Source organism: Galbibacter sp. (genome assembly GCF_035306585.1).
Lineage (GTDB): Bacteria > Bacteroidota > Bacteroidia > Flavobacteriales > Flavobacteriaceae > Galbibacter.
The window spans coordinates 1-24786 of sequence record NZ_DATGNU010000034.1 but is presented as its reverse complement, the minus strand read 5'-3'; the positions used below and the strand labels follow the sequence as shown (position 1 = coordinate 24786).

General features: G+C 37.0%; 22 protein-coding genes. 11 read left to right on the top strand and 11 right to left on the bottom strand.

All coding sequences use genetic code 11. The annotated features are described in order from the left end of the window. Window positions 1–289 precede the first annotated feature (289 nt). The 3 genes from VKY50_RS03640 to VKY50_RS03630 form a co-directional block, all read right to left on the bottom strand. Window positions 290–2878 (bottom strand): phosphoenolpyruvate carboxylase, encoded by a 2589-nt coding sequence (locus VKY50_RS03640; RefSeq protein ID WP_324298955.1) that lies wholly within the window; start codon window positions 2876–2878, stop codon window positions 290–292. A gap of 88 nt (window positions 2879–2966) precedes the next feature. Then, on the bottom strand, window positions 2967–3446 hold the full coding sequence (locus VKY50_RS03635) for an Lrp/AsnC family transcriptional regulator (RefSeq protein WP_324298953.1): 480 nt from the start codon (window positions 3444–3446) through the stop codon (window positions 2967–2969). Window positions 3447–3546: 100 nt separating this feature from the next. After that, entirely contained in the window at window positions 3547–4680 is a 1134-nt protein-coding gene (locus VKY50_RS03630) for a M14 family metallopeptidase (protein ID WP_324298952.1), read from the bottom strand. 300 nt (window positions 4681–4980) lie between these two features. Between VKY50_RS03630 and VKY50_RS03625 the strand changes: the two genes are divergently transcribed. The 3 genes from VKY50_RS03625 to VKY50_RS03615 are packed head-to-tail and all read left to right on the top strand — an operon-like array spanning window position 4981 to window position 6272. After that, entirely contained in the window at window positions 4981–5391 is a 411-nt protein-coding gene (locus tag VKY50_RS03625) for a helix-turn-helix domain-containing protein (protein ID WP_324298950.1), read from the top strand. Beyond that, window positions 5388–5774 (top strand): hypothetical protein, encoded by a 387-nt coding sequence (locus VKY50_RS03620; RefSeq protein ID WP_324298948.1) that lies wholly within the window; start codon window positions 5388–5390, stop codon window positions 5772–5774. Before VKY50_RS03625 ends, VKY50_RS03620 begins: the two co-directional genes overlap by 4 nt. A gap of 54 nt (window positions 5775–5828) precedes the next feature. Further along, entirely contained in the window at window positions 5829–6272 is a 444-nt protein-coding gene (locus tag VKY50_RS03615; RefSeq protein WP_324298946.1) for an MgtC/SapB family protein, read from the top strand. A gap of 64 nt (window positions 6273–6336) precedes the next feature. Here VKY50_RS03615 and VKY50_RS03610 read toward each other — a convergent pair whose 3' ends face one another. From VKY50_RS03610 to ychF, 3 genes are all read right to left on the bottom strand, one after another. Next, entirely contained in the window at window positions 6337–8934 is a 2598-nt protein-coding gene (locus tag VKY50_RS03610; protein WP_324298944.1) for a DNA gyrase/topoisomerase IV subunit A, read from the bottom strand. A gap of 90 nt (window positions 8935–9024) precedes the next feature. Beyond that, a complete protein-coding gene (locus VKY50_RS03605; protein ID WP_324298942.1) occupies window positions 9025–10881 on the bottom strand; it encodes a DNA topoisomerase IV subunit B in 1857 nt (618 codons plus the stop codon). A gap of 246 nt (window positions 10882–11127) precedes the next feature. After that, on the bottom strand, window positions 11128–12219 hold the full coding sequence (gene ychF / locus VKY50_RS03600; protein ID WP_324298940.1) for a redox-regulated ATPase YchF: 1092 nt from the start codon (window positions 12217–12219) through the stop codon (window positions 11128–11130). Between the two features lie 191 nt (window positions 12220–12410). On the opposite strand from ychF, the gene VKY50_RS03595 reads away from it, so the two are divergent. Then, the gene (locus VKY50_RS03595) at window positions 12411–12941 is read left to right on the top strand and encodes a hypothetical protein (RefSeq protein WP_324298938.1); all 531 of its coding nucleotides are present in this window, start codon (window positions 12411–12413) and stop codon (window positions 12939–12941) included. A gap of 120 nt (window positions 12942–13061) precedes the next feature. Here VKY50_RS03595 and VKY50_RS03590 read toward each other — a convergent pair whose 3' ends face one another. Then, window positions 13062–13412, bottom strand: a complete 351-nt coding sequence (locus VKY50_RS03590; RefSeq protein ID WP_324298936.1) for a 4Fe-4S binding protein — start codon at window positions 13410–13412, stop codon at window positions 13062–13064. Window positions 13413–13602: 190 nt separating this feature from the next. Here VKY50_RS03590 and VKY50_RS03585 point away from each other — a divergent pair, with 190 nt between their 5' ends. The 7 genes from VKY50_RS03585 (at window position 13603) to VKY50_RS03555 (ending at window position 19951) form a co-directional block, all read left to right on the top strand. Further along, window positions 13603–14655, top strand: coding sequence for an acyl-CoA reductase (locus tag VKY50_RS03585; protein ID WP_324298934.1), 1053 nt, complete (start codon window positions 13603–13605; stop codon window positions 14653–14655). A 154-nt stretch (window positions 14656–14809) separates the two neighbouring features. Beyond that, on the top strand, window positions 14810–15874 hold the full coding sequence (serC, locus tag VKY50_RS03580; RefSeq protein WP_324298932.1) for a 3-phosphoserine/phosphohydroxythreonine transaminase: 1065 nt from the start codon (window positions 14810–14812) through the stop codon (window positions 15872–15874). 44 nt (window positions 15875–15918) lie between these two features. After that, on the top strand, window positions 15919–16869 hold the full coding sequence (locus tag VKY50_RS03575; RefSeq protein ID WP_324298930.1) for a D-2-hydroxyacid dehydrogenase: 951 nt from the start codon (window positions 15919–15921) through the stop codon (window positions 16867–16869). Between the two features lie 86 nt (window positions 16870–16955). Further along, on the top strand, window positions 16956–17585 hold the full coding sequence (locus tag VKY50_RS03570) for a DUF937 domain-containing protein (RefSeq protein ID WP_324298928.1): 630 nt from the start codon (window positions 16956–16958) through the stop codon (window positions 17583–17585). 109 nt (window positions 17586–17694) lie between these two features. Then, on the top strand, window positions 17695–18180 hold the full coding sequence (locus VKY50_RS03565; RefSeq protein ID WP_324299065.1) for a DUF6146 family protein: 486 nt from the start codon (window positions 17695–17697) through the stop codon (window positions 18178–18180). Window positions 18181–18347: 167 nt separating this feature from the next. Continuing rightward, window positions 18348–19112, top strand: a complete 765-nt coding sequence (locus VKY50_RS03560; protein WP_324298926.1) for a hypothetical protein — start codon at window positions 18348–18350, stop codon at window positions 19110–19112. Between the two features lie 266 nt (window positions 19113–19378). Further along, window positions 19379–19951, top strand: coding sequence for a hypothetical protein (locus tag VKY50_RS03555; RefSeq protein ID WP_324298924.1), 573 nt, complete (start codon window positions 19379–19381; stop codon window positions 19949–19951). Window positions 19952–19955: 4 nt separating this feature from the next. Here VKY50_RS03555 and VKY50_RS03550 read toward each other — a convergent pair whose 3' ends face one another. From VKY50_RS03550 to sucD, 4 genes are all read right to left on the bottom strand, one after another. Continuing rightward, window positions 19956–20771, bottom strand: a complete 816-nt coding sequence (locus VKY50_RS03550) for a prohibitin family protein (protein WP_324298922.1) — start codon at window positions 20769–20771, stop codon at window positions 19956–19958. Between the two features lie 20 nt (window positions 20772–20791). Then, a complete protein-coding gene (locus tag VKY50_RS03545) occupies window positions 20792–22828 on the bottom strand; it encodes a vWA domain-containing protein (protein ID WP_324298920.1) in 2037 nt (678 codons plus the stop codon). A gap of 109 nt (window positions 22829–22937) precedes the next feature. Next, window positions 22938–23684, bottom strand: a complete 747-nt coding sequence (fabG, locus tag VKY50_RS03540; protein WP_324298919.1) for a 3-oxoacyl-[acyl-carrier-protein] reductase — start codon at window positions 23682–23684, stop codon at window positions 22938–22940. Window positions 23685–23882: 198 nt separating this feature from the next. Continuing rightward, a complete protein-coding gene (gene sucD, locus VKY50_RS03535) occupies window positions 23883–24758 on the bottom strand; it encodes a succinate--CoA ligase subunit alpha (RefSeq protein WP_324298917.1) in 876 nt (291 codons plus the stop codon). Window positions 24759–24786 lie beyond the last annotated feature (28 nt).

Sequence of the window (24786 nt, the reverse complement as noted above, 5' to 3'; positions counted from 1 at the left end):
CAGCTACACCGTATTTTTATACGCCCAGACAAATCATTCACATCAATAATTTCACATTCGAGATGCTTTCCAAGGAAAATTTGATATACCATCTAAATTGGTAGGAAAATCGAGCTTCTTGTTCTTTATCCTAGTATGAACTTGGAATTTACCAACACAATTTTGATTATTTAAATACACTAAAAGCTATTAGAAGTTCAGATGATCCATATGAAGAAAAGCCGTGAAGTGTCTTTAAAAGGACATCTTAACGGCTTTTTTTATATATAGCTAGGTTATTGAAATCGTGTTATGCAGAGTTTCGACTCGCGTTAATATTTCCAAATAAGGATCGTGTTACCATGCGTTCAAATATCTCCAAGCGTTTAGCATCAGCATCTTTACCTTGTTTTTTTAACTGTTGAATCTCTTTTAACGCATATTGTTGGATAGTTAACAAAGGTAATACGATTTTTTCTCGAACTTCAATAGAGGCCTTCATAGAAAGAGTGTCTTGCATGAGTTCTTTATAACCTGTCACTTTCAGGATCATGGCTTTACTACGCTCATACTCCTGGTGAATTAATTTCCAGAACTCACCATATTCTTCATCGTCCTGCATATAGGCGGTGAGTTTGAAATAGGACTTCGAAAGACTCATCATACTATTCTCTAGTAAGGTTCTAAAAAAAGTAGAGTTTTTATATAAGGACGCAACCTTGTCAAACTCATTGTTTTTTACAAAAGTATCAATGGCAATTCCCACTCCATAGAATCCTGGAACGTTCTGTTTTAATTGACTCCAGCTCCCCACAAATGGTATGGCTCTAAGGGCTGAAAACACCAATTCGTCTGAGCCTCCTCTTTTAGACGGACGGCTACCAATATTCGTTTTAGCATAATACTTTAGCGTACTCATGTTTTCTAAATACGGCAGGAACTTTGGATGGTTTTTAAAGTCAATATAGGCCTGATAACTAATGGTAGCAAGACGATTCATGGTATCGCGATCTTCATCACTCAATCGGTCGTCTTCATCGTTGAATACATTATTAACGATCCCAGAAGTAATAAGCTGTTCCATATTGTATTGACAAGAATCTAAGGTACCAAAATTTGAACTAATGGTTTGTCCTTGAATGGTCAATTGCACTTCTTGGTTTTCAATGGTTGGTCCAAGTGAAGCGTAGAATTGGTGCGTTTTTCCCCCTCCTCTAGCTGGTGGTCCACCACGTCCATCAAAGAATATAACCTTGACACCGTATTGTCTTGACATTGCTGTGAGTGTCTCTTTAGCTTTATAGATACTCCAGTTCGCCATCAGGTATCCACCATCCTTGGTACCATCGGAGAACCCTAACATAATGGTTTGTTTATTTCCTCTTCGTTTAAGGTGTGCTGCATAGGCTTTATTAGAATAAAGCGTTTCCATAACCTTATGAGCGATCTCTAAATCATCTACAGTTTCAAAAAGAGGAATAATATCTACGGTGGGGGTTTCCCAATCACACATCCTGATCATAGCAAAGGCCTGCATTACGTTGAGGACACTTCCATTATTACTAATGATATAACGGTTACAACCAAGCTCACCGTTGTTTTTCTGAATGGTCTTCATCGCATAGATTGACTCCAAAGTTAATCGACTCATTTGGTCTTTAATTAAACTTGGATTTACTTTTCCAACTACCTTGCTTAGGGCCTCAATCTGTTGCTCATCAGATAATTTGAGATAATCCTTAGGGAAAATATCCCATCCCATAGCTAAGGACTCCTCTACAATAGTGGAGAGTACATTGTGATGAACTCTGGAATCCTGTCTGATATCCAGGGCAGCAAAATGAAAACCAAAGAGTTTAACTTTATTGATTAAGCTATTTACTTCCTCTACAAACAGCGATTGATGTTTCTCGATTAAAATTTCACGGATCTCCAGCAAGGTTTCCATAGTGTAATCTACGCTAGCGGTAGATCGGGAGCTTTCTAGGAAAATATTTTCATAGAGGTTGTTCTCCAAATCAACAATGAGTTTATCTACATATTTAAAACTAATACGACGACGAAGTCTTCGAACATCTCTATAGTAGTTTCGAAGTATTGTAGTTCGCAATCTATCAGCTACTTTTAAGGTAATATCGGTGGTAACAAACGGATTGCCATCACGGTCTCCACCTGGCCAAAAACCAAGGTTGATAACCTGATTATCAAGGTCATTATCGATGTAAATATTGTCCTGAATATAATTATAGATCTGACTAGCAGAATGATAAAACACATGTTCAAGATACCAGATTAAGCTAACAGCCTCATCAAAAGGCGATGGTTTTTCCTTTTTAAAGAAAGGTGTCTTTCCTAATTGAGCAAGTAGCTTTTTGATTAAGTTTAAATCGTTCTTTCGAATAGCCTCAGCGAGATCTGTAATGATGACAAGTACAGAGCTTGGGTAGAATTGTGTCGGGTGTGCAGTGAGTACTGGACGGATTTTAAATTCCTCCAAACAGGCTTTTAATTCCGCAACTTTGTTTTTAGCCTCAGCCTCTTCTCTCATGTTTCGGAGTGTACCGATCCCGTCCATGTTGTTCACTACTGGAAAGGTAGCGTCTTCTATGGCATCAAACAACACGACCTGTCTTTCGATATACTGGATAAATCTAAAAAGAAGATCGACTCTATCCTTTTCAGATGGTTTGTCATAATATTTTTTAAAAAAACGCTCCACAATTTGACTCGGGTTGTGATTTTCTTCATATCCATTTTCACATAATTCTGAAAATAATGGAAGTAGAACCCCTGTATTACTAATCTCGTCAAATGGTAGTGTGATAAATATGCTGTTGTATATTTGATATCGCGACAGCACATTTTCATTAAAGCGATCAATTTTCGGTTTTCTTAGCATAAATTTATTTCTGTTTGACGTAAAAATACGAAAAACCCTCTCAATTCTTTCAATTGAGAGGGTATAAAAACCGATTTAAACATAAATCCTATAAATCGTTAAATATGGTGTGCATCAATCTTCGCTTGTCATTAATGCTCTCCTCGAGAGAGATCATTGTCTCTGTCCGAGATACTCCATCGATGTCATCAATTTTGAAAATTATATCCTTGGCATGCTTGGTGTCTTTTGCTCTTATTTTACAGAAAATATTAAATTTTCCAGTAGTGATATGAGCTACAGTAATGTAAGGAATTTGATTCAAGCGCTCGAGGACAAATTTTGTTTGATGCGTTTTTTCTAAAAAAATACCAACGTATGCAATAAAGGAATACCCTAGTTTTACATAGTCTAGTGTTAATGATGATCCTTTTATAATACCCGCATCCTCCATCTTTTTCACTCTAACATGTACGGTACCAGCAGAAATTAGTAATCTTTTCGCAATATCCGTAAAAGGAGTTCGAGTATTTTCAATCAACATATCCAGAATCTGGTGATCAACTTCGTCTAATTTAAATTTTGCCATAGTTTTTTTATTATCTTTAAAGGATATGCAAAAAAAATAAAAAAAACTGAATTTACCACCATCAAAGAACAAGTAATTAAATAATTAATTAAAATTATTATTAAATATTTCTTAATAATTTAGTTAAAAAGGCTTCATTAATTTCATATTTCTCAACACTAGGGCTATCTAGAGTATTCATATCGAATTCCTTATGAGCATAAAATTTCAAATCCTTTTCAATGCGCTCTACATTTGGGATAAACTTAAGTTCCCCTTCCTTGAGCGACTCCTTAAATAATATAGCAATGTCTAGGTGTTGAACGGTGCCATCCTCTTTTATAGGAAAGTTGCGAAGAATCACATCATAAAAAAGTTTCTCATTCTCTGGAATGTCAAAATACATTTTATATTGATTTCCTGTAATAGTATGATCTGCAATATAAATGATGGCACATAACATTGAGCAAGCGATATATTTTCGAGTTTGCTCTCTCTGATAATCTAATGGAAAATGCCCGGACTCAAATAAGATGGTGGGAACTTGTTGTGATTGGAAAGTATCGCCGACACAATTAATATTGTATCCATCATCATAACGACCAACTTGACCTGGAATATGCCTTTGGAGGAATTGATTCATATGACCAATGATTTCCATGCTTCGTTTGCGCTCGGTAGTGATGGAGCGTTCCTTGTCCTCTGCTGGGGTTAAAAAAGAAACCGTCGCTGGTAAAGCAGCTTTTCCAGCACTAAATATCGTTCTTTGATCATGAAGATTAAAACAAAAATTAGGCTTAAAGGAGTTGAAGGCCTCTCTTAAGATAATGCTCTCAGGTTGAGTTTGTTCTTGTGCATCGCGGTTCAGGTCAATGGAATTGCTATTAACCCTAGTGTATGCGAGCGCACCATCTGGGTTTACCATTGGTAGAATACATAGTGTACAATTCGAGGTGATAAATTCTCTAATATCCTTCTTGGCTGCGATGTAATTTAAAAGATCAAATACAGCCTTGGTAGTGGTAGATTCATTTCCATGCATTTGTGACCACATTAGAATCTTTTTCGAACCATTTCCTAGGGTTAGGCTATAGATAGGATTCCCTTCAACAGATTCTCCTAGAATCTTCACTTGGAAATTTTTTTTATAGCGATTAACTAAAGGTTCGATGTGTTTTAAATGGATATATCGACCACTTAGTGAAGGGTCTTTATACTGCTCATAGGAACCGAAAAAAGTGTCTAGATAATTCATGGCTATTTTTGAATTTACAAATGTAAAAGGAAATTCATTTACAAATGTAAAATAATAAAAGTTACAAATGTGAAAGCTATAACCCTCTGCGTCTTGCCAACTGTAAACATTAAAGTTTACAAGAGTGTATGCGTAATAGATGAATTCTATAGGTAAATAGTAAATAGTTTAGAATCAAAACAATACAAATGTAAAGTAAAGCTTTACTTTATGATAAAATAAGCTTATTGCATCTGTTTTGATTTGTCGTTATTACTGTATACATTTGTGAAACATTAACTTTCACAACACAAGTTTACAATGGTAAACAAAGATGAATTTATTAAACGGCTTGAAAAAGTTTTAGAATATTATGGCTTATCCGCCTCTGCATTTGCCGATTCCATCGGCGTACAACGCTCATCGATCTCTCATTTACTCTCAGGTCGTAACAACCCTAGTTTAGATTTCGTTCTAAAAATATTGCAGCAGTATCCAGATGTTGAACTCTACTGGCTTTTAAATGGTAAGGGAGATTTTCCTCCTAAAGACGTTAAACCTTCCTCTCAAATGGTTATGGAACTTGGCCAACAGGAGCAGTCATCCTACTTAAAGAATACGTCCACCGAGGTGGCAAATACTACGGTATCTGGGCAAAAAAAGCCCATTTCCCGCATTGTAATCTTTTATAAAGATGGTACCTTTGAGGAATTTAAAAACAATAGGGAATGATACATCTAAGAAAAATTTTGTTGCTTGTTTTGTTTAGTTTATTTATGGCGTCTTGCTACAATGTAGAACGCAATTGTAAGGATTTTAAAACGGGGACTTTTGAGTACACTTACACCTTGGATGGCGAGGAAAAAACGAGTACATTCTTTAGAAACGACACACTTGAAGTCGACTATTACGAGAATAAAGTCGATTCTAGTAGCATCCGTTGGATTAATGATTGTGAGTTTATTGTGGAGAAGATCAATCCTTCGTCTTTAAATGATGCCAAGGCGGTACATATGAAAATTTTATATACCAAAGGAGATACCTATACTTATGAATTCTCACTTGTTGGTGATTCTGCCAATAAATACAAAGGAACCGTAACAAAAATTGAGTAATTTTATGGGCCATGAGTTTTTTCTTTTATAATTAGCTCCTAAGTTTTCGAAAAAATGGATACTATAAATGCTATATTTGAAATGCACATCCAAGATTTTATGTATAAAATTTTGGCAGCATGCTTGGCGGGCTTATTAATTGGTTTGGAGCGACAATACAAAGGAAAAAGCGCAGGTTTAAAGACCAATACCATCGTAGCCATTGGTGCTTCCGTCTTTATCATGCTTTCCTTAGAGTTTGAAAATAGAGTTGGCGTTGATATTAGTCGGGTATTGGGTCAAATAGTCGTTGGTGTCGGCTTTTTAGGCGCTGGTGTTATCGTGCAACGTAAAGATAAAATTAAAGGACTTACTACTGCTGCTACCATTTGGTGCAGTGCTGCCGCTGGCTGTTTAGCCGCTTATGAGCTATATGGTGAACTTGCCTTCACCACCGTTGTTATTGTGGCTATTAATCTAATATTTGGATGGGTAGATGTTCGATTTTTTAATAAATAGATAGGTAGGCTTGTTGCAAAAGCACATCTAACAGGCCTACGGTTGATTTTATCAAAAGATGATTTTAGTCAAATAATGTAGGATCCGATTTCATATCAGAAGGGTGTGAGATCTCCTGCTCGTCATTAACTTCCATGTCCTCCGGTTTTACTTCTTCGGGTTCCTCATAAGGATAAGGTTCTAGTAGATTAACTTGTTTTACCTTCCCCTTAGTTAACTGATTACCTATCGCATTGATTCCTTTCACGGCAATGAATTCTTCTAAGGCCAATTCTTGGCTTGGTTTGCGATCCTTTCCTCTTTCTTTTACAAATTCAATTTCAACTCTGGGTAACCAATGCGTAGTTACCAACTCGAGGAAGGAGTCTTGATGGTCTGAGATAAATGACTCTTCTTTATCTGGCTGTTCTATGATAAATCTTTTGACATAATAGAGTTTCTTCTCCCCATTGTAATAAATGGCAGAAATAGGTTTTTTGGGATTCCACTTCTCAAGAACAATCATATTGTCTTCAAAATGAGTAGTTAACTCTGGGGTGATTGTTCGAACGATCCCATCTTGGGTAATCACAAGGAGTTTGTCTTCTCCTTTAAATGCGCCTAGTAGGGTTCCTCTCTCATCAACATTTAATCTACGAACCGTGTCGTCGAACCAAATCTTGCGCGGTTTAAGGGTAGAGACTCCTTTTTCTTTAAGCTCAATTCTTTTAACAGCGTATTTGGTTACAATATTTCCTTTTGAGTTTCTGCCTTTGATAAGAATATCAGCGAAATCAATATCCCACTTGAGTTTCTTAACGCTTCCTACCTGTCTTAAGAATATGGTTACGATTTCCGCTTCACCATTTGGATTGGCAGAAAAATAGTGAACAACAGAGCCAGGTTTACCGTTGGTAAGGTCATATTCCTTATCCCGAGTCACGCTAGAGACATAGAATCGTTTAATATAGGTGGATCCTCCTGTACCATCTTTATATATGAGATTGTAAATAGTCCTCTTGTCTTTCTTTTTAAATACAGCTACATGGATGATGTCTTTACCGATAAAGGTTTTGGTATCTACCTTAGTGACCATCATTTTACCAGTGGCAGTAAAGACAATAATATCATCTATATCGCTACAGTCACATACATAGGTGTCCTTCTTAAGGGAAGTTCCGATAAATCCTTCTTTGCGATTGACATATAATTTGGTATTTCTAATGACTACCTTAGCGGCTTCAATATCGTCAAAGATCCTTATTTCCGTTTTTCGTTCTCTACCCTCTCCATACTTTTTCTTAAGTGTGTTGAAGTAGTCTATTGCATAATCAATAAGGTGTTCTAGATGATGTTTTACTTGAGCTATCTCATCTTCTAAAGCTTCAATTTTCTCCTGCGCCTTATCAATATCAAATTTAGATATCCTCTTAATCCTGATTTCAGTTAGTCGGGTAATATCTTCTTCAGTGACAGCTCTTTTTAAGTGTTTGATATATGGTTTTAATCCCTGGTCAATGGCATTAATAACTCCTTCCCAGGTTTCTTCCTCTTCGATATCACGATAAATTCTATTCTCAATAAATATCCGCTCAAGGGATGCAAAATGCCACTGTTCCTCTAGTTCATTAAGCTGAATTTCCAATTCTTGTTTGAGAAGATCTACCGTATTATCGGTGGAGCGTTTGAGCATTTCATTAACCCCTATAAATAGTGGTTTGTTATCCTCGATAATACAAGCCAGTGGTGAGATGGATGATTCACAAGAGGTAAATGCATAGAGGGCATCTATGGTCTTATCTGGAGATAGTCCTGAGGGTAGATGCACTAATATTTCCACATTTGCAGCGGTGTTGTCCTCAATCTTTTTAATTTTTATTTTCCCTTTTTCATTGGCCTTTAAAATGGAATCAATCAAACTAGATGTATTGGTTCCAAATGGAATTTCGCTAATAATTAAAGTGTTCTTATCGTATTGAGAAATTTTAGCTCGAACCCGAATTCTTCCTCCTCTTTTGCCATCATTATAATTGCTAACATCCATAATTCCCGCTGTAGGAAAATCGGGATAAATGGTAAAACTTTTCCCTCTTAGGTGTTTTATAGAGGCCTCAATGAGTTCAATGAAATTATGTGGCAATATTTTTGTGGAAAGTCCAACAGCAATACCCTCAGCACCTTGAGCAAGTAATAATGGGAATTTTACGGGTAAATTGATGGGCTCTTTCTTTCGTCCATCATAGCTGAGTTGCCAATCCGTTATTTTTGGACTAAAAACAACATCCAAAGCAAATTTAGATAAACGTGCCTCGATGTAACGAGGTGCCGCTGCACTATCCCCTGTGAGAATGTTCCCCCAGTTACCTTGGGTGTCAATCAATAAATCCTTCTGACCAATTTGCACCATCGCGTCCCCAATACTTGCATCTCCATGTGGGTGATACTGCATGGTGTGTCCCACGATATTAGCTACTTTATTGTAACGCCCATCGTCTAATTCCTTTAAAGAATGCATGATTCGACGTTGTACTGGTTTAAAACCATCCTCGATAGCAGGTACAGCTCTTTCTAAAATCACATATGAAGCATAATCCAAAAACCAATCTTTATACATGCCTCCAACCCTGGTGATGGTTTCTTGTTGGCTGTTATCTTCTGGATTCATATCTGTAATTTCTTCCATAAATGGCGATGTCAGGTTAGCAAATTAATATAAATGTGATTTAACTACAGTTCGGATAGAAAAATTTATAGTTAAACCATTGATTTTAAATTATTTTTCTTCTACAACATCAAGTTCAACTCTAAGGTTGTTAATGATGAATTTTTGACGATCTGGTGTGTTTTTTCCCATGTAAAACTCCAATAGACTTTCGATGGAAATAGCCTTATCAAGCATCACGGGATCTAACCGGATATCCTCTCCAATGAAATTGGAGAATTCATCAGGAGAAATCTCACCCAATCCTTTGAATCGCGTTATTTCGGGTTTTCCGTTTAATTTCCTTATTGCGTCTATTTTTTCTTCTTCACTATAACAATAGAAGGTTTGCTTTTTATTACGAACTCTAAAGAGTGGAGTTTGTAAAATATACAAGTGACCTTCTTTGATGAGCTCTGGAAAAAACTGCAGAAAAAATGTAATTAGTAATAAGCGTATGTGCATACCATCAACATCGGCATCAGTTGCGATGACAATATTATTATAGCGCAAATCGCTTAATGATTCTTCAATATTTAAAGCGGACTGCAATAAGTTGAATTCTTCATTTTCATACACAATCTTTTTTGTCATCCCATAGGAGTTTAGAGGTTTTCCTCTTAAACTAAATACAGCTTGAGTATTGACATCTCTAGATTTGGTAATGGAACCCGATGCAGAATCTCCCTCGGTTATAAATAAAGTGGTTTCTAATCTTCGATCATTTTTCATGTCTCCAAGATGCACTCTACAATCCCGTAGTTTTTTATTATGAAGGCTCGCTTTTTTAGCCCTTTCTTTTGCAAGTTTACGAATTCCTGATAGCTCCTTACGCTCGCGCTCTGCCTGTAAAATTTTACGTTGCATAAGTTCGGCAACCTCAGGATTTTTGTGTAAGAAGTTATCGAGTTGGGTGCCTAAGAAGTCATTGATATAAGTTCTTACCGTAGGTAATTCGCCTCCCATATCGGTTGATCCAAGTTTTGTTTTGGTCTGACTCTCAAAAACGGGTTCCATGACTTTGATTGAAATGGCCCCAATAATTGATTTCCTTACATCGGAGGCCTCATAGTTTTTACCATAGAAATCCCTTACGGTTTTTACAATTGCTTCTCTAAAGGCAGCCAAATGCGTTCCACCTTGAGTGGTGTTCTGACCATTGACAAAGGAATGATACTCCTCACTATATTGAGTTTTGCTATGTGTTATGGCAATTTCAATATCCTCTCCTTTTAGGTGAATAATCGGATATAGCATGTCTTCCTTATTCGTGCTATCTTCCAGTAAATCCTTTAATCCATTCTCTGAATAGAATTTCTCTCCATTGAATATAATTGCCAAACCCGGATTGAGATATACGTAATTACGTATCATCTTCTCAATGTACTCGTTTCGGAATTTGAAGTTTTTAAAAATTCCCTCATCAGGAATAAAGGTAACCTTGGTCCCTCTTCTTCTACTACTCTGCTCTATTGTTTCTTCCTGAACTAAATTCCCTTGTTCGAATTCAGCAGATTTGGACTGGTTATCACGGTTTGATTCAACTCTAAAGTAGGAAGATAATGCGTTAACGGCCTTTGTACCTACCCCGTTTAATCCAACCGATTTTTTAAATGCTCTAGTGTCGTATTTTCCGCCAGTATTCATTTTGGAGACCACGTCCACTACTTTTCCTAAGGGTATTCCACGTCCGTAATCCCTTACAATGACTTTGCTCCCCTGTACAGATACTTCAATGGTCTTTCCAGCTCCCATTACAAACTCATCAATACAGTTGTCGAGCACCTCTTTTATTAGGATATAAATACCATCATCGGCAGAGGAACCATCACCTAATTTCCCGATATACATACCAGGACGCATACGGATGTGTTCCTTCCAATCTAAGGACCTAATATTATCTTCTGTATACTTAGTAGTTTCTAACATATTTATTTAGAGATGGGATTTGACGCTAATATAAGGCTTCAACCGCTAAAATGAAACCCCTTTAAACTAAAGTAATTAACATACTAAAATCCCAAATTGTTAAGAACCTGATTTTTTGTAGATTAATATATCCCAAGGGGTGAAAATTCAATAAGTCCCTCCTTCTTAGCTATAGATTTAAAAAATGGTATCCTAAACCTTTGGTCAAGATACCATTTAATTATTATTGGTGAATGGTGGATTTACCTACACATTAAATCTAAAATGCATAATATCACCATCTTTAACAATGTATTCTTTACCTTCTACCCTCATTTTTCCCGCTTCCTTTACTTTGGCTTCGCTACCATAGTGAACATAATCATCGTATCCAATAACTTCTGCTCGTATAAATCCTTTTTCGAAATCAGAGTGGATCACACCTGCTGCTTGAGGCGCTGTAGCACCTACATCAATGGTCCATGCACGAACTTCTTTAACTCCAGCGGTAAAATAGGTCTGAAGGTTGAGAAGTTTATACGCTGCACGAATTAAAATAGAAACTCCTGGCTCTTTAAGGCCAATATCTTCCAAAAACAATTGACGTTCCTCATAATCCTCTAATTCTGCAATATCAGCCTCCGTTGCTACGGCTAGTACTATGACCTCTGCATTTTCGTCTTTGGTAAATTCAATGACCTTATCAACATAAGCATTCCCAGCCTTGGCAGAAGCTTCATCTACATTACAAACATATAAAATTGGTTTGGCAGTCAACAATTGATATCCTTTCATGAATTCAGCCTCCTCTTCATCTACCGCTACCGCTCTGGCGGAAATTCCACTCTCCAAAGAAGTTTTAAAACGCTGCAATAAACTTTGTTCCTTTTGAGCGTCTTTGTCCCCTGTTTTAGCTGCACGATTGACCTTTTCTAGACGTTTGTCCACGGTCTCAAGATCCTTCAACTGCAACTCAATATCGATGGTTTCTTTATCCCTAATTGGGTCAACACTACCGTCCACGTGAACAATATTGTCATTGTCGAAACATCTCAAAACATGGATAATCGCATTACACTCTCTAATATTACCTAAAAACTGATTTCCTAGACCTTCCCCTTTACTTGCCCCTTTGACCAGCCCAGCAATATCGACGATTTCAACAGTAGCTGGTAGCACCCGTTCGGGATTCACAAGGGACTCTAATTTTTCTAAACGTTCATCTGGAACATTCACCACCCCTAGGTTTGGTTCAATAGTACAAAAAGGGAAATTAGCGCTCTGTGCCTTGGCATTAGACAAACAATTGAACAATGTTGACTTCCCTACATTTGGTAACCCTACAATTCCTGCTTTCATTCGATATTGATTATTTTTTTTTGAGTGCAAATATAATCAAATGATTCGATGGTATTGCATATAGCAATAGGGATTTAAAGGGATTTGGCTCTTGGGTATTTTAACAGTCCGTTAATGCACCTTATGAGACCATTAACATCAAAATGAAAATTATTTTCGTATGTATTATAGATAACCAAAAATGGGAATTTATGAAAAAATTAGTTTTATCATCCGTATTGGTTTTGAGTATGACTTTTATGTTTGCTCAAAATAAAGATGTTTTGGAAGAAACAATTACTAAAACAAAAACAACAGTAGATAACAAGGGTGCGGAGAAGGTTAGTGAAAGCATGCTTGTAAGAAAAGAACAAAAAGTTGAACTTAGCCAGGAGGATCAAAATAAAATTAACCAGAGCAGGGTTGATTCTCCAACAAAAGTGACCACACATCAAATGGTAGTTGAAGGCGATTCTAAAGTAATGCTCGACAAAAAGGCAACCTTTGTATGTAATGGGTCAGAATGTGACTTTACACCACAATCAGATGGCTTTACCATTGCCTCTAAGGAGGATGCAGGTCTAAACGCCACTACCTATGTTTCTTCCAATAAAAATTTCATTGTAGAGACTGAAAACGGTAACGGTATTGGATATTTTGATGAGAAGGGAGATTTTGTTGTTGAATATTATGACAAAAGCACCAATGAACTTATCAAAAGAGTCTACAGCGCTAAAAAGTAGATCCTGATAGGATACATATTATTAAAAATATGATCACATGAAAAATTAAAGGGAAGCTTGTGGCTTCCCTTTAAAATTATACAATTAGTAAGGAGTCTTCTAATCCTTAAGATTTGTTTTCTATTCTGGGTGCATAAAGCGTTGTTTCCCTAACAACTCTTCTTCTGTTTCCACATTGTTTTCGTCAGGAACACAGCAATCCACTGGACAAACTGCCGCACACTGAGGCTCTTCATGGAATCCCATGCACTCTGTACATTTATCAGCAACAATAAAGTAATATTCATCGCTCACTGGTTCTTGAGACTCATCGGCGTCTACTTGCTTTCCATTAGGCAAAACCACATCTCCTGTAAGTGAAGTGCCATCACTATAACGCCAGTCATCGGCGCCTTCGTAAATTGCATTATTTGGGCATTCCGGTTCACAGGCCCCGCAATTTATACACTCATCTGTAATGATAATAGCCATGTTTTTCTTTTTCTAGTATTAATATAATTTTTTGCGCAAAAATACACATAGTTGTTTCAAAAATTAAAGTGAACCACAGAAAACTTTCTTTCTAAAACCAAAATTATAATGATTATAAATATGCAATCAGTAGCTTATGTGTAAATTTGCAAGTCAAAAATAAAGACAAACTATATCTTAAACAAATATAATGGGTGAGATTCACAATAGAATAGCTGCTTTTGTTAAACTCGGCAACTTGTTTAGACAAACCGTACAAGAAAATAATGCAGTCAATAGTAATGAACAAGTTTACATAAACGCCTTAATGGATAAGTTGAATTTAGCCGAGCAGCACAATGCGTGGTTTACCCGAGAAAATCTTTTTTTAGCGTTATCCAATTGGGCAGATGCACTGACCTTACCCAATATAGAAAAATGGTTGTCCAATTATAATTTTGATAAAATACAACCAAAATTGGTCGCCGTTATAATGGCAGGGAATATTCCTTTAGTTGGGTTTCATGACTTTTTATGCGTACTGATTAGTGGACATAAAATTGCGGTTAGACAATCCTCTAATGATATGCACCTACTCCCCTTTGTTGCCAATTACTTGGAACATCTTGAGCCGTGTTTTAAAGGAAAGATAAGTTTTTATAAAGAAAAGTTACCGCCCTATGATGCTGTAATTGCCACTGGAAGCACCAATACGGCTCGTTATTTTGAATACTACTTTAAAAATAAACCAAACATTATACGAAAAAACAGAAATTCGGTAGCTATTTTAACGGGTAAAGAATCCCTTGAAGAACTTTATTTACTCGGAAAAGATATCTTTACATATTACGGTCTTGGCTGTAGGAGTGTTTCTAAATTATTTGTACCTCAAGAGTATGATTTTGAGGCTTTCTTTAAGGCCATTTATCCTTACCGGGAAATAATCAATGAAAATAAATATGCCAATAATTACGATTATAATAAGGCAGTTTATTTGATGAGCTTATATGAAATGTTGGAGAATGGATTTTTAATGCTCAAAGAAGACACAGGGTATGGATCTCCGATTGCTACATTGTTTTATGAGCGTTATACGGATCAGGATTCATTGAAACAGAAATTAATCGCCGACGGCGATCAATTACAATGTGTTGTTTCAAAAGGATGGTTTGACAACGAAATTCCTTTTGGAAAAACCCAAGAACCTGAACTGTGGGATTATGCAGATCATGTGGATACCTTAAACTTTTTATTGGCGTTATAACTAAAAAATCACTTTAGTTCATCAGAATTTGCCACATTATAACAACTCCACAATATCTGTTAGCATTCTAACAAAATTATTATGCTTTTGATAACAGTTTTTAAGGGAGAAATTAGCAACTTTGTATCCTTAAAAATCACAACTAACTATTTTTATGAAAAAGCATAATTTTAGCGCAGGACCATGCATTCTGCCTCAAGAGGTATTTCAAAAAGCTTCTGAGGCCATTTTAAACTTTAATAATTTAGACCTTTCCTTAATAGAGATTTCTCACCGTAGCAAAGACTTTATTGCCGTAATGGAGCAAGCCCAGCAATTGGCCTTGGAACACCTAGGACTAGAAGGAAAAGGATATAAGATTTTGTTCCTCCAAGGTGGTGCAAGCATGCAATTTATCAATGTTCCTTTCAACCTAATGAAAAATAAGGCTGGATATCTAAATACAGGAACATGGGCATCAAAGGCCATCAAGGAAGCAAAATTGTTAGGAGAGGTTGTAGAATTAGCCTCTTCCAAGGACGGTAATTTTAATTACATCCCTAAAGGGTATGATGTTCCTTCAGATTTGGATTACATCCACTTTACTACTAACAATACCATTTTTGGAACTCAAGTAAAGGAGTTTCCAGAAGCAAATTGTCCTTTAGTTTGTGATATGAGCTCCGATATATTCTCACGTCAAATGGATTTTTCAAAATTTGATATCATTTATGCGGGAGCTCAAAAGAATATGGGGCCAGCGGGGACTACCCTAGTTGCTGTAAAGGAATCTGTACTAGGCAAAACAGACCGTGCAATTCCATCTATGATGGACTATCGTGTTCATGCTGAAAAAGATAGTATGTTTAATACCCCACCAGTATTTGCGGTGTATGTTTCCATGCTAACGCTTCAATGGCTTAAAGATCTGGGAGGTGTTGCCGCGATCGAAAAGAAAAACCTAGCTAAGGCAGAACTTCTTTATAATGAGATTGATCGCAACCCACTTTTCAAAGGTTTTGCAGCTAAGGAAGATAGATCAGCTATGAATGCTACTTTTAATTTAGTAGATCAAGCACATAAGGACTCCTTTGACGCACTTGCTAAAGAAGCTGGACTTAACGGAATTAATGGTCATAGAAGTGTTGGTGGTTACAGAGCTTCCATGTATAATGCATTACCACTGGAAAGTGTGCAAGCATTGGTAGATGTTATGCAAGAACTGGAAAGAAAGGCCTAAAAGTTTAAAAGAACACAGGAATTAAAATCAAAATAAAATTAGAAATGAAAATATTAGCAAATGACGGTATATCTCAAAGCGGAGTAGATGCACTGGAAAGTAAGGGATTTGAAGTCATTACAACTAAGGTTGCCCAAGAACAATTAGAGAGTTACATCAATGAAAACCATATCGTTGGACTTTTAGTTAGAAGTGCAACCAAGGTACGTAAAGATCTTATCGATGCCTGCCCTTCCCTTAAACTTATAGGACGTGGTGGTGTTGGAATGGATAACATCGATGTTGATTATGCTAAAGAAAAAGGACTGCATGTGATTAACACCCCAGCGGCTTCTTCAGCTTCGGTTGCTGAATTGGTTTTCGCTCACCTCTATGGTGGTGTTCGTTTTCTTTATGATGCAAATCGCAATATGCCTTTAGAGGGTGAGACTAATTTTGCTAAACTTAAAAAAGCCTATGCAGGTGGTGTTGAGTTAAGAGGTAAAACATTAGGTATTATCGGAATTGGCCGAATCGGACAAGAGACTGCTAAGATTGGTCTTGCAGTTGGAATGAAGGTGATCGCTTATGACCCATTTATTGAGAAGGTTGCTATTAAGCTTTCTTTCTTTGATGGTCAAAGTGTGGATTTTCAGATTGAAACAATTTCTAAAGAAGAAGTTCTAAAGCAAGCTGACTTTATTTCACTTCACGTTCCGGCTCAAAAGGAATATGTGTTGGGTAAAAAGGAGTTTGAACTAATGAAAGATGGTGTTGCAGTTGTGAATGCAGCTCGTGGAGGTGTAATTGATGAGGCTGCATTAATAGAGGCACTTGATAGCGGAAAATTATCCTTTGCTGGTATTGATGTATTCGAAAATGAACCTACGCCGGCTATTAAGGTGTTGATGCATTCCAAAGTTTCGTTGACTCCACATATTGGAGCAGCTACAGCAGAGGCACAGGATAGAATTGGAGTTGAGCTGGCTGATCAAATTGAAGCCTTATTAAAATAAAATAAAAATTCACTTTTTTTAAAGTCTCTCCTAACAGAGGGACTTTTTTTGTACCTTGTTGGGTACTAATTTAAATTAATAAAGACATGGCAGGATTAGCATCATTATTGAACAGTGATTTAGGTCGTCAAATTATCGGCGGGATAAGCAATCAAACAGGGGCATCTGAAAGTAGTACGGCAAACGTATTAGGAATGGCACTACCACTTTTAACAGGTGCAATGAAAAAAAATGCTTCTTCTCCACAGGGAGCACAAGGTCTTTTAAACGCAATTAATAGCAAACACGATGGGAGCATACTAGATAACCTTGGTGGATTTTTTGGAGGTGGTGTTGATCAAGATGCTTTAAGTGATGGCGCTGGGATCCTTGGTCACCTTCTTGGTGGAAAACAAAGCAGTGTGGAGAATACACTCAGTAGCAAATCAGGGTTAGATGCGGGAACGGTGAGTCAAATTTTAAAAATTGCAGCACCACTCATATTGGGTTACTTAGGAAAGGAAACTAGACAAAATAGTGTGAATGACCAAGGTGGACTCAACAGCCTTTTAGGAAGTATGTTAGGTGGTCAACCTAAGGAAAACCAAAGTCTGATTGCATCTTTAATTGATTCGGATGGCGATGGAAGTGTTTTGGACGATGTCGCAGGAATGGTCATTGGTGCTAATAAGAAAAAAGGTGGTATCGGTGGACTCCTAGGAGGGCTGTTTAAATAAAAAGCAGTCTCAAATAATACTTGTTATAGCATAAAGTTGGATTATTAATCCGACTTTTTGTATTTTAAGGGAGCCAAATGTCAAGCATTCAAGTATGAAATGTGAAATGATGAGATCTTTTTTGACCATATATATAGTGTTATTATTTATTTGGTCCTGCTCCTCGATAAAATCGAACTCTGGGAAAGGAACTGATTTCACGGCGGATGAGCTAAATATTTCCGCTATGGAAGAAAGGGCATTTTCCGGTCGCAGTGCGGAGAGTGACACTGTGGTTATAGGTGATCACGAAACAGCATATGAGATTATCATAATAGACCCTGGATATTATAGTTGGTTACACAGTATTGCGATGCCAGAGGGGTACTACAGCCAACAATTTATGGAGTCTCGTAATCGCGTCTATGTAAACAATTGGAATCAGCGCGTTGCAAATCCACTGGTGTATGATCCTTCTCTTTATGAAATGCGTATAAATTATGATCCATCTATCGATTACGGCTACCAGGTAAATTACAAGTTATACAACTACTTTTTATATTTTCAAAGAAAGTACCGACAGCGATTAGGACCTTTCTTTCCTAGGATACGGTGATCTGATAAAGGATTACTTAAGGAAATTGCGCAGGCTGGAATACTTCTACTCTCCATTGTGTTAGTTATTAAAAAATTAACGGAATCTTTTAGATTCATAGATGCCATATACTGAAAAAATAATATCTTGTGCCTTCAAATTAAAATGAACGAATTGAATTTATTAAAATGAGAACTTTAACCACATCCTTACTTTTAGTACTCGCATTTTCGATCTCTACAACATTTGCTCAGAGCAAAAAGGAATTAAGAGAACAAATTAGTGCTTTGAACAATAAACTAAAGGTATTAGAACAGACGCAGGCGGATTTAGGGCAGGCTCAACGAAAGGTAAGTAGCCTAGAGACCCAACTTGAACAACTTCAAACCACCAATGATGGTTTGATGGCCAATATGAATAAGTTCTTAGAAGCCTCCAATCAACAATCAAGTACAATCGGTAAAACTTTGGAGGCTTTGCAACAACGAGAGGCACAGATCAAAGGTATTCGCGATGTATTTAGCGCTCAGGATTCTATTGCCATTTTAGTTATTACGGATCTTAAACGCACCTTAGGAGAAAATGCTCAAATTGGTATGTCAAAGGGAGCGATTACGATACAAATGGAACAAAGTTTTTTGTACGGGGATAAAGACAAGAACTTAACGCTCCAAGAAACTGCAAAAGACTTTTTAAATAAAATTGCCATTGTAGCCAATAAATACAATCAACTTTCATTATCAGTGGTTGGTGACGCTGGATTAGAACCTGAAATTGGAGGGCCTAGGGTGATCGCTGTCACCGCCGCGTTTGAGAATGATTTTGAGGTAGCTCCAAATCGTTTAAGATCCATTATAACCACTGGGTTTAGCAGCGTAATACGCGTGCAATTACACCCAGATTACAATGATTTCTATTTGGATATGAAAGACGATTTAAAGAGCGCTAGTTAACAAACAAATAAACTTTTCTAAACAATATCGCCTAACAGCTTTATAATTGAAATCCCGATGTGTACTCTAATATAGGTTACCATCGGGATTTTTTAATATCAACTATCCCTTTCCTGCAGCCTTTTTATATGATAGTTATCGATAATCATAGAAGGGATTCCGTTTTTTAATTCTAAAAGGTTGAAACTAGGTTTTAAATTTTATAACTTCGTGTCAAACTAAACTAATTACTTGTAAACCCCTAAACCAAATTCATTTACGCTGTAATGATAGAATCTATTTTACCCTCAAATCCAAATGATCTATTCCTATTGATCATTGTGCTAACCATGGTAGGTTTTATTCTTGGAATCGCCCTTGGGCGCAATTTAAAAAATAACAAGTACAAAGCAGAACTAGACCGCTGCCAACTTGAAAAGCTACGACTCTCTAGTCATATTAATAATAACCCTATCTCATTTAAGGAAGACAATACCATTAAAGCAATTCAAACGCGTGGTAGAAGTGGTATCTCTTTAAAAGACAATGCAGCCTCTACTATAAAGAGTAAAACTGTGGTACAGGCTCCAGTGCACTTAGATTTCGATCACTTAGGTTACGGTGACCAAAATACCAAAGATGATTTAAAGAAGATTGAAGGCATTGGCCCTTTTATTGAAAAGAAATTAAACAGTATAGGAATTTATTCCCTTTCACAATTAAGTAAGCTCCGTGAAAGCGATATAAAGGCAATCACAGAGCTTATTGAATTTTTTCCCGGGAGAATCGAACGCGATCAGTGGAAACAAAAGGCGGAGAAACTTCTTTCCCAAGAGGCCAAGAAGTCTAAAGAAAACTAATTATCTACTGATTCCCTAAAATTACTGGTAAACCGTCTTCTCCACTACCGATGATAATTATTTTGGAATTAGGGGATTCAGATAATTTAATGGTAGCCTCAATCCCTTTATCTCTTAATATTTTATCTGTTAAGGAAGCGCTTAGAATCTTGTTAGCATCTGCCTTACCTTGGGCTTCAATTCTTTGACGCTCTGCCTCTTTCTGTGCTTTTTCAAGTCTAAATTTGTATTCAAGAGATTCTTGTTCCTGACCTAGTTTACGCTCAATAGCATCTTTTATGGTAGGTGGAAGTGTGATATCTCTGACTAATACTTCGTTTAATTTGACATATTGCTTGTCTAGAATCTCTTTGGTCTCCTCAAAGATCTCTTCTTGAATAACGTCCCTCTTAGAAGAATACAATTGCTCTGGAGTGTAACGACCAACGACACTTCTTGTTGCCGAACGAATGGCTGGCTGTAAGATTCTAGAAACGTAATTAATGCCTTTTTGTTGGTGTAAAAGTCCTAGATTTTCATAATCTGGTTGAAACCAAACCGAAGCATCAAGTCGTATTTCTAGACCATTTTCAGATAGTACCTGCATTTTTTCAGAAATCTCTTGTTGGCGAACCTCATAAATGAATATTTTATTCCAAGGTGCAACTAAATGAAAGCCTTCTGATAAAGGGGGCTCATCGGTCACCACACCGTCTCCTAAAGTTTCAAATAACACGCCTGCTTCACCTGAGGCAATAGTTACGGTAGATTTTGCGATAAAAATAATTAAAGCTATTCCAATAATTACAATAGGTATTCCGAATTTAGGTAATTTTTCCATAAAAATTAATGTGATTTAAATTAGATAAGCCCGTTATACTTGCGAAGAAACCACTCCCCAGACAAGAACAAAACAGCCAGGGCTAGCAGCCATTTCCAATGGATCAAAGGTACAATATTTTGTGTTATTTTTTGTATAGGTAAAAACAATTTCGAAGAGGATAAGTCGGATTTTAGCTCCTGGATTTGATCAGGAAAATAAAGTGTTCCACTGTATTTTTCTGCCAGTTGTGTAAGCTTTTTAATATCTGGGTTTACAAAATGTTTTTCAACCTCAAATGGGAGGATTTGAATGTGGCCACTCTCGGAGAGACCCACTGAAGAGACCCTTACCGTATAATCATAAATAGAAGGTTCTAAGTCAACCAAGCTAACTTCATAAAATCCACCTTTATTTAAAAATGGAATTTCAATGCTTTGGTCAGAATTCCTGTCTTTTAAGACAATGTTTAATGACTCAGTTGATTGTGGGCGATAATTCTTATCGTAATAGTACGCCCTTATGGTACTCTTTGAATGTTGGTAATAGTATGGTTGGTGGGTAAGTTCTAGACGTTTTCGAGCCTTTGTATTGGAGAGGTATTGCACTAAATTCCCAATAAAATTGTCAAAGAGGGTGTAGCTTCCGGTATCAACGAAGGATGAGGACCGCCACCGCCATATACCTTCTCCAACTAATATGGCGCGTTTATAGTTTGAATTATCAAAAACCATTAGCATCGGTTCTAGTGTTTCTACCCCAGCAACCTTTTGATGCAATAGAACCTCGGCAGGGTCAATTAGATTCAAGGTTCCCATTTGCTTGGTAAGGGGTGGCATATGATCAAAGGTCAACTCTCTTGTCCCGAACAGATTGAAAGCAGGGTTGTCAAGTGGCATTATTTCCTCTGTTTGACCCTGTGAGTGTTTAAGGAAGCCAAGTTCTTGTTGGTTTAAAAATGGCCATTGAGTATCTTCTCCTGTGATTAACCAATAATTCCGTCTATCTTGTTTTAATTGCTTAATGAGCGATTGAAATTTTTCATTTGGCTGATAGAGTATGAACATTTCAAACTCCTCCAAATTTATAGGATCTTTTATGGGGTTTAGTAGTTTGACGGTTCTATATTCATTAGACTCAATGCTCTTTTTAAGGGCCCCTAAATCTGGATGCACTACCGTGCTAATAATGGCAATAGTTGATTTTTGGTCAATGACCTCTACAGCAAATGATTTTGAATTATTCAGGGTGTTTCGTTCTCTTGGATCAGACTGTACTGTTACGCTATAGCTATTTAGTCCAGGGGTAATAGCCTGAATTTCAAAATTCAATAATTGTACTGATTCCCCCTTAATAAATTTCACAGCTTGGCTTTCTAGGAGTCGATTATTTTGATAAATCGATACACTGGATTGCAGCGGCTCATCAGCTTGATAATTCACAAACACTTCTATTGGAAATTTGTTGTTTCGATAAACGTATTTGTTAGTGTTCAAGCGCCCAATACTAAGATCCAAAGCAGTGGTGGAATCTCCCATGACCACTGGATAGACCGCTGTTAAAGAGTCTTTGTCGAGCGCATAGATAAAATCCCTACCAATGGTTTGGTTCCCATCACTGAGCAAAACGATGGCATTGGGATTGTGGTAATTGGGTTCTAGGGAGAGTTGTAAGGCCTTGTATATATTGGTCTGTTTACCATTATACCTCAGGCTATCATGAGCAATAATTTGCTTGTCAAAAATAAGGGTTTCTACATCAAACTGTTCTTGAATGGATTTATCCTGAGCAAGTTCCTCGAGCACCATTCTGGAAATAGAATCATAGCCTAAATGGGAAATAGAACTAGAATTATCTACTAATATGGTTAATCTAGGCTTATCAATAAAAGTTTCATTGCGCTTAATTTCAGGACTAATAACAAGCATAATTACACAGAAAAGACCCAAAAATCGAAAAAGCGCCATCCATAGATAAATTACAGCTTTGCCTTTAAATTTTAAGTATTGAAAAACAGTGATGCCAAAAGCTATCACTAAAGAAGTTATAATGGAAACCGAAAGGCTGATTTCAAGCATAATAAATCATCTACATTGAAAGAACAAAATGGCTAGTTTGCAAAAGCCGGAAATTAATACATTAACTACCGGCTCTTACTATAACTTTTGTGATTATTATAAAATTCTCTTAGGTAAGCATTCCACCGTCTACCTGTAATACTTGCCCAGTTACATAAGAAGACATATCGGAAGCTAAGAACACACAAGCATTGGCTATATCCTCAGGAGTTCCACCTCTTTTTAAAGGAATAGCATCCCGCCATGCTTGTACAACTTTCTCATCCAGAGCTCCAGTCATTTCGGTTTCAATAAAACCAGGAGCGACGACATTGCTGCGAATATTTCTAGAGCCTAGCTCTAAGGCTACTGATTTTGAAAAACCAATTATTCCAGCTTTTGATGCGGCATAGTTTGTTTGGCCAGCATTTCCTTTAACACCTACAACCGAACTCATGTTTATTATAGATCCGCTGCGCTGCTTTAACATGGTTCGTTGAACTGCTTTTATCATGTTAAAGATTGATTTAAGGTTTACTTCAATAACCTTGTCGAAATCTTGCTCGCTCATTCTCATAAGCAAGTTATCTTTGGTAATTCCAGCATTGTTAACCAAGATGTCGATACTTCCAAATTCTTTTAGAACTTGATCCGCTAATTCTTGAGCAGCAGAAAAATCTGCAGCATCACTTTTATACGCTTTAGCTTTAACGCCTAAGGCAATTAATTCTTTTTCTAATGCATTTGCAGGGCCTTCAGAGGAACTATATGTAAAGGCAACGTTCGCACCTTGTTTCGCAAATTCCTTAGCAATGCCTCTACCGATACCTCTACTGGCTCCAGTTACAATGGCTGTTTTACCGTCTAATAATTTCATGTCTTGTATTACATTTCAATAACGATTTGTAAATTTCATTAATGATCTTTACATCGTTTGTTTTTAATTATCCAAATATAGCAATTCGAATTTTCATGTTACAAAATTCATTTGAAATAAATTCTTTTAGTAAACATAAAAAATCCATCCTCTTTATAAAAGAAGATGGATAAGATCTTATATTGTTGGGCCGTGGCCTTATGCGCCGACTACTTCAGCAACTTTTTTTCCAATTTCAGCAGGAGAATTTACGACATGGATACCACACTCTTGCATAATGCGTTTTTTAGCCTCAGCTGTATCATCAGCACCACCTACAATGGCACCAGCGTGACCCATGGTTCTTCCTTTAGGAGCAGTTTCACCAGCGATAAATCCAACAACTGGTTTTTTGTTTCCATTTTCTTTTACCCATCTTGCAGCATCAGCCTCTAATTGTCCACCGATTTCACCAATCATAACGATGCATTCTGTCTCTGGATCGTTCATCAACAATTCTACCGCTTCCTTTGTAGTGGTTCCTATGATAGGATCCCCACCTATGCCAATAGCAGTAGTAATTCCCAGTCCTTGTTTTACAACCTGATCAGCAGCCTCGTAGGTAAGGGTACCAGATTTTGAGACGATACCAACTTTTCCTTTCTTGAATACAAAACCTGGCATAATACCAACTTTCGCTTCTCCTGGAGTGATAACCCCTGGACAGTTAGGACCGATTAAGCGACAATCTCTATTTTTAATATAGCTTGATGCTTTGATCATATCTGCCACTGGAATTCCTTCGGTGATCGTTATAATTACTTTGATTCCTGCATCGGCAGCTTCCATAATCGCATCTGCAGCAAATGCTGGTGGAACAAAAATAATAGAAACATCAGCACCAGTTTTTTCGACAGCGTCTTTTACAGTGTTAAAAACAGGCTTACCTAGATGTTCTTGCCCCCCTTTTCCTGGTGTAACTCCACCAACAACTTGGGTTCCGTATTCGATCATTTGTTCAGCGTGAAATGTTCCTTCGCTACCTGTGAATCCTTGTACTATTATTTTTGAATCTTTGTTTACTAATACACTCATTAGGGTTGAATTTAATTAAAGCTATGCA

Bases quoted from the DNA above. Each gene is read 5' to 3' on its own strand.
- VKY50_RS03640 (WP_324298955.1), bottom strand. From the start codon at position 2,878: ATGCTAAGAAAACCGAAAATTGATCGCTTTAATGAAAATGTGCTGTCG.
- VKY50_RS03635 (WP_324298953.1), bottom strand. From the start codon at position 3,446: ATGGCAAAATTTAAATTAGACGAAGTTGATCACCAGATTCTGGATATG.
- VKY50_RS03630 (WP_324298952.1), bottom strand. From the start codon at position 4,680: ATGAATTATCTAGACACTTTTTTCGGTTCCTATGAGCAGTATAAAGAC.
- VKY50_RS03625 (WP_324298950.1), top strand. From the start codon at position 4,981: ATGGTAAACAAAGATGAATTTATTAAACGGCTTGAAAAAGTTTTAGAA.
- VKY50_RS03620 (WP_324298948.1), top strand. From the start codon at position 5,388: ATGATACATCTAAGAAAAATTTTGTTGCTTGTTTTGTTTAGTTTATTT.
- VKY50_RS03615 (WP_324298946.1), top strand. From the start codon at position 5,829: ATGGATACTATAAATGCTATATTTGAAATGCACATCCAAGATTTTATG.
- VKY50_RS03610 (WP_324298944.1), bottom strand. From the start codon at position 8,934: ATGGAAGAAATTACAGATATGAATCCAGAAGATAACAGCCAACAAGAA.
- VKY50_RS03605 (WP_324298942.1), bottom strand. From the start codon at position 10,881: ATGTTAGAAACTACTAAGTATACAGAAGATAATATTAGGTCCTTAGAT.
- ychF (WP_324298940.1), bottom strand. From the start codon at position 12,219: ATGAAAGCAGGAATTGTAGGGTTACCAAATGTAGGGAAGTCAACATTG.
- VKY50_RS03595 (WP_324298938.1), top strand. From the start codon at position 12,411: ATGAAAAAATTAGTTTTATCATCCGTATTGGTTTTGAGTATGACTTTT.
- VKY50_RS03590 (WP_324298936.1), bottom strand. From the start codon at position 13,412: ATGGCTATTATCATTACAGATGAGTGTATAAATTGCGGGGCCTGTGAA.
- VKY50_RS03585 (WP_324298934.1), top strand. From the start codon at position 13,603: ATGGGTGAGATTCACAATAGAATAGCTGCTTTTGTTAAACTCGGCAAC.
- serC (WP_324298932.1), top strand. From the start codon at position 14,810: ATGAAAAAGCATAATTTTAGCGCAGGACCATGCATTCTGCCTCAAGAG.
- VKY50_RS03575 (WP_324298930.1), top strand. From the start codon at position 15,919: ATGAAAATATTAGCAAATGACGGTATATCTCAAAGCGGAGTAGATGCA.
- VKY50_RS03570 (WP_324298928.1), top strand. From the start codon at position 16,956: ATGGCAGGATTAGCATCATTATTGAACAGTGATTTAGGTCGTCAAATT.
- VKY50_RS03565 (WP_324299065.1), top strand. From the start codon at position 17,695: ATGAGATCTTTTTTGACCATATATATAGTGTTATTATTTATTTGGTCC.
- VKY50_RS03560 (WP_324298926.1), top strand. From the start codon at position 18,348: ATGAGAACTTTAACCACATCCTTACTTTTAGTACTCGCATTTTCGATC.
- VKY50_RS03555 (WP_324298924.1), top strand. From the start codon at position 19,379: ATGATAGAATCTATTTTACCCTCAAATCCAAATGATCTATTCCTATTG.
- VKY50_RS03550 (WP_324298922.1), bottom strand. From the start codon at position 20,771: ATGGAAAAATTACCTAAATTCGGAATACCTATTGTAATTATTGGAATA.
- VKY50_RS03545 (WP_324298920.1), bottom strand. From the start codon at position 22,828: ATGCTTGAAATCAGCCTTTCGGTTTCCATTATAACTTCTTTAGTGATA.
- fabG (WP_324298919.1), bottom strand. From the start codon at position 23,684: ATGAAATTATTAGACGGTAAAACAGCCATTGTAACTGGAGCCAGTAGA.
- sucD (WP_324298917.1), bottom strand. From the start codon at position 24,758: ATGAGTGTATTAGTAAACAAAGATTCAAAAATAATAGTACAAGGATTC.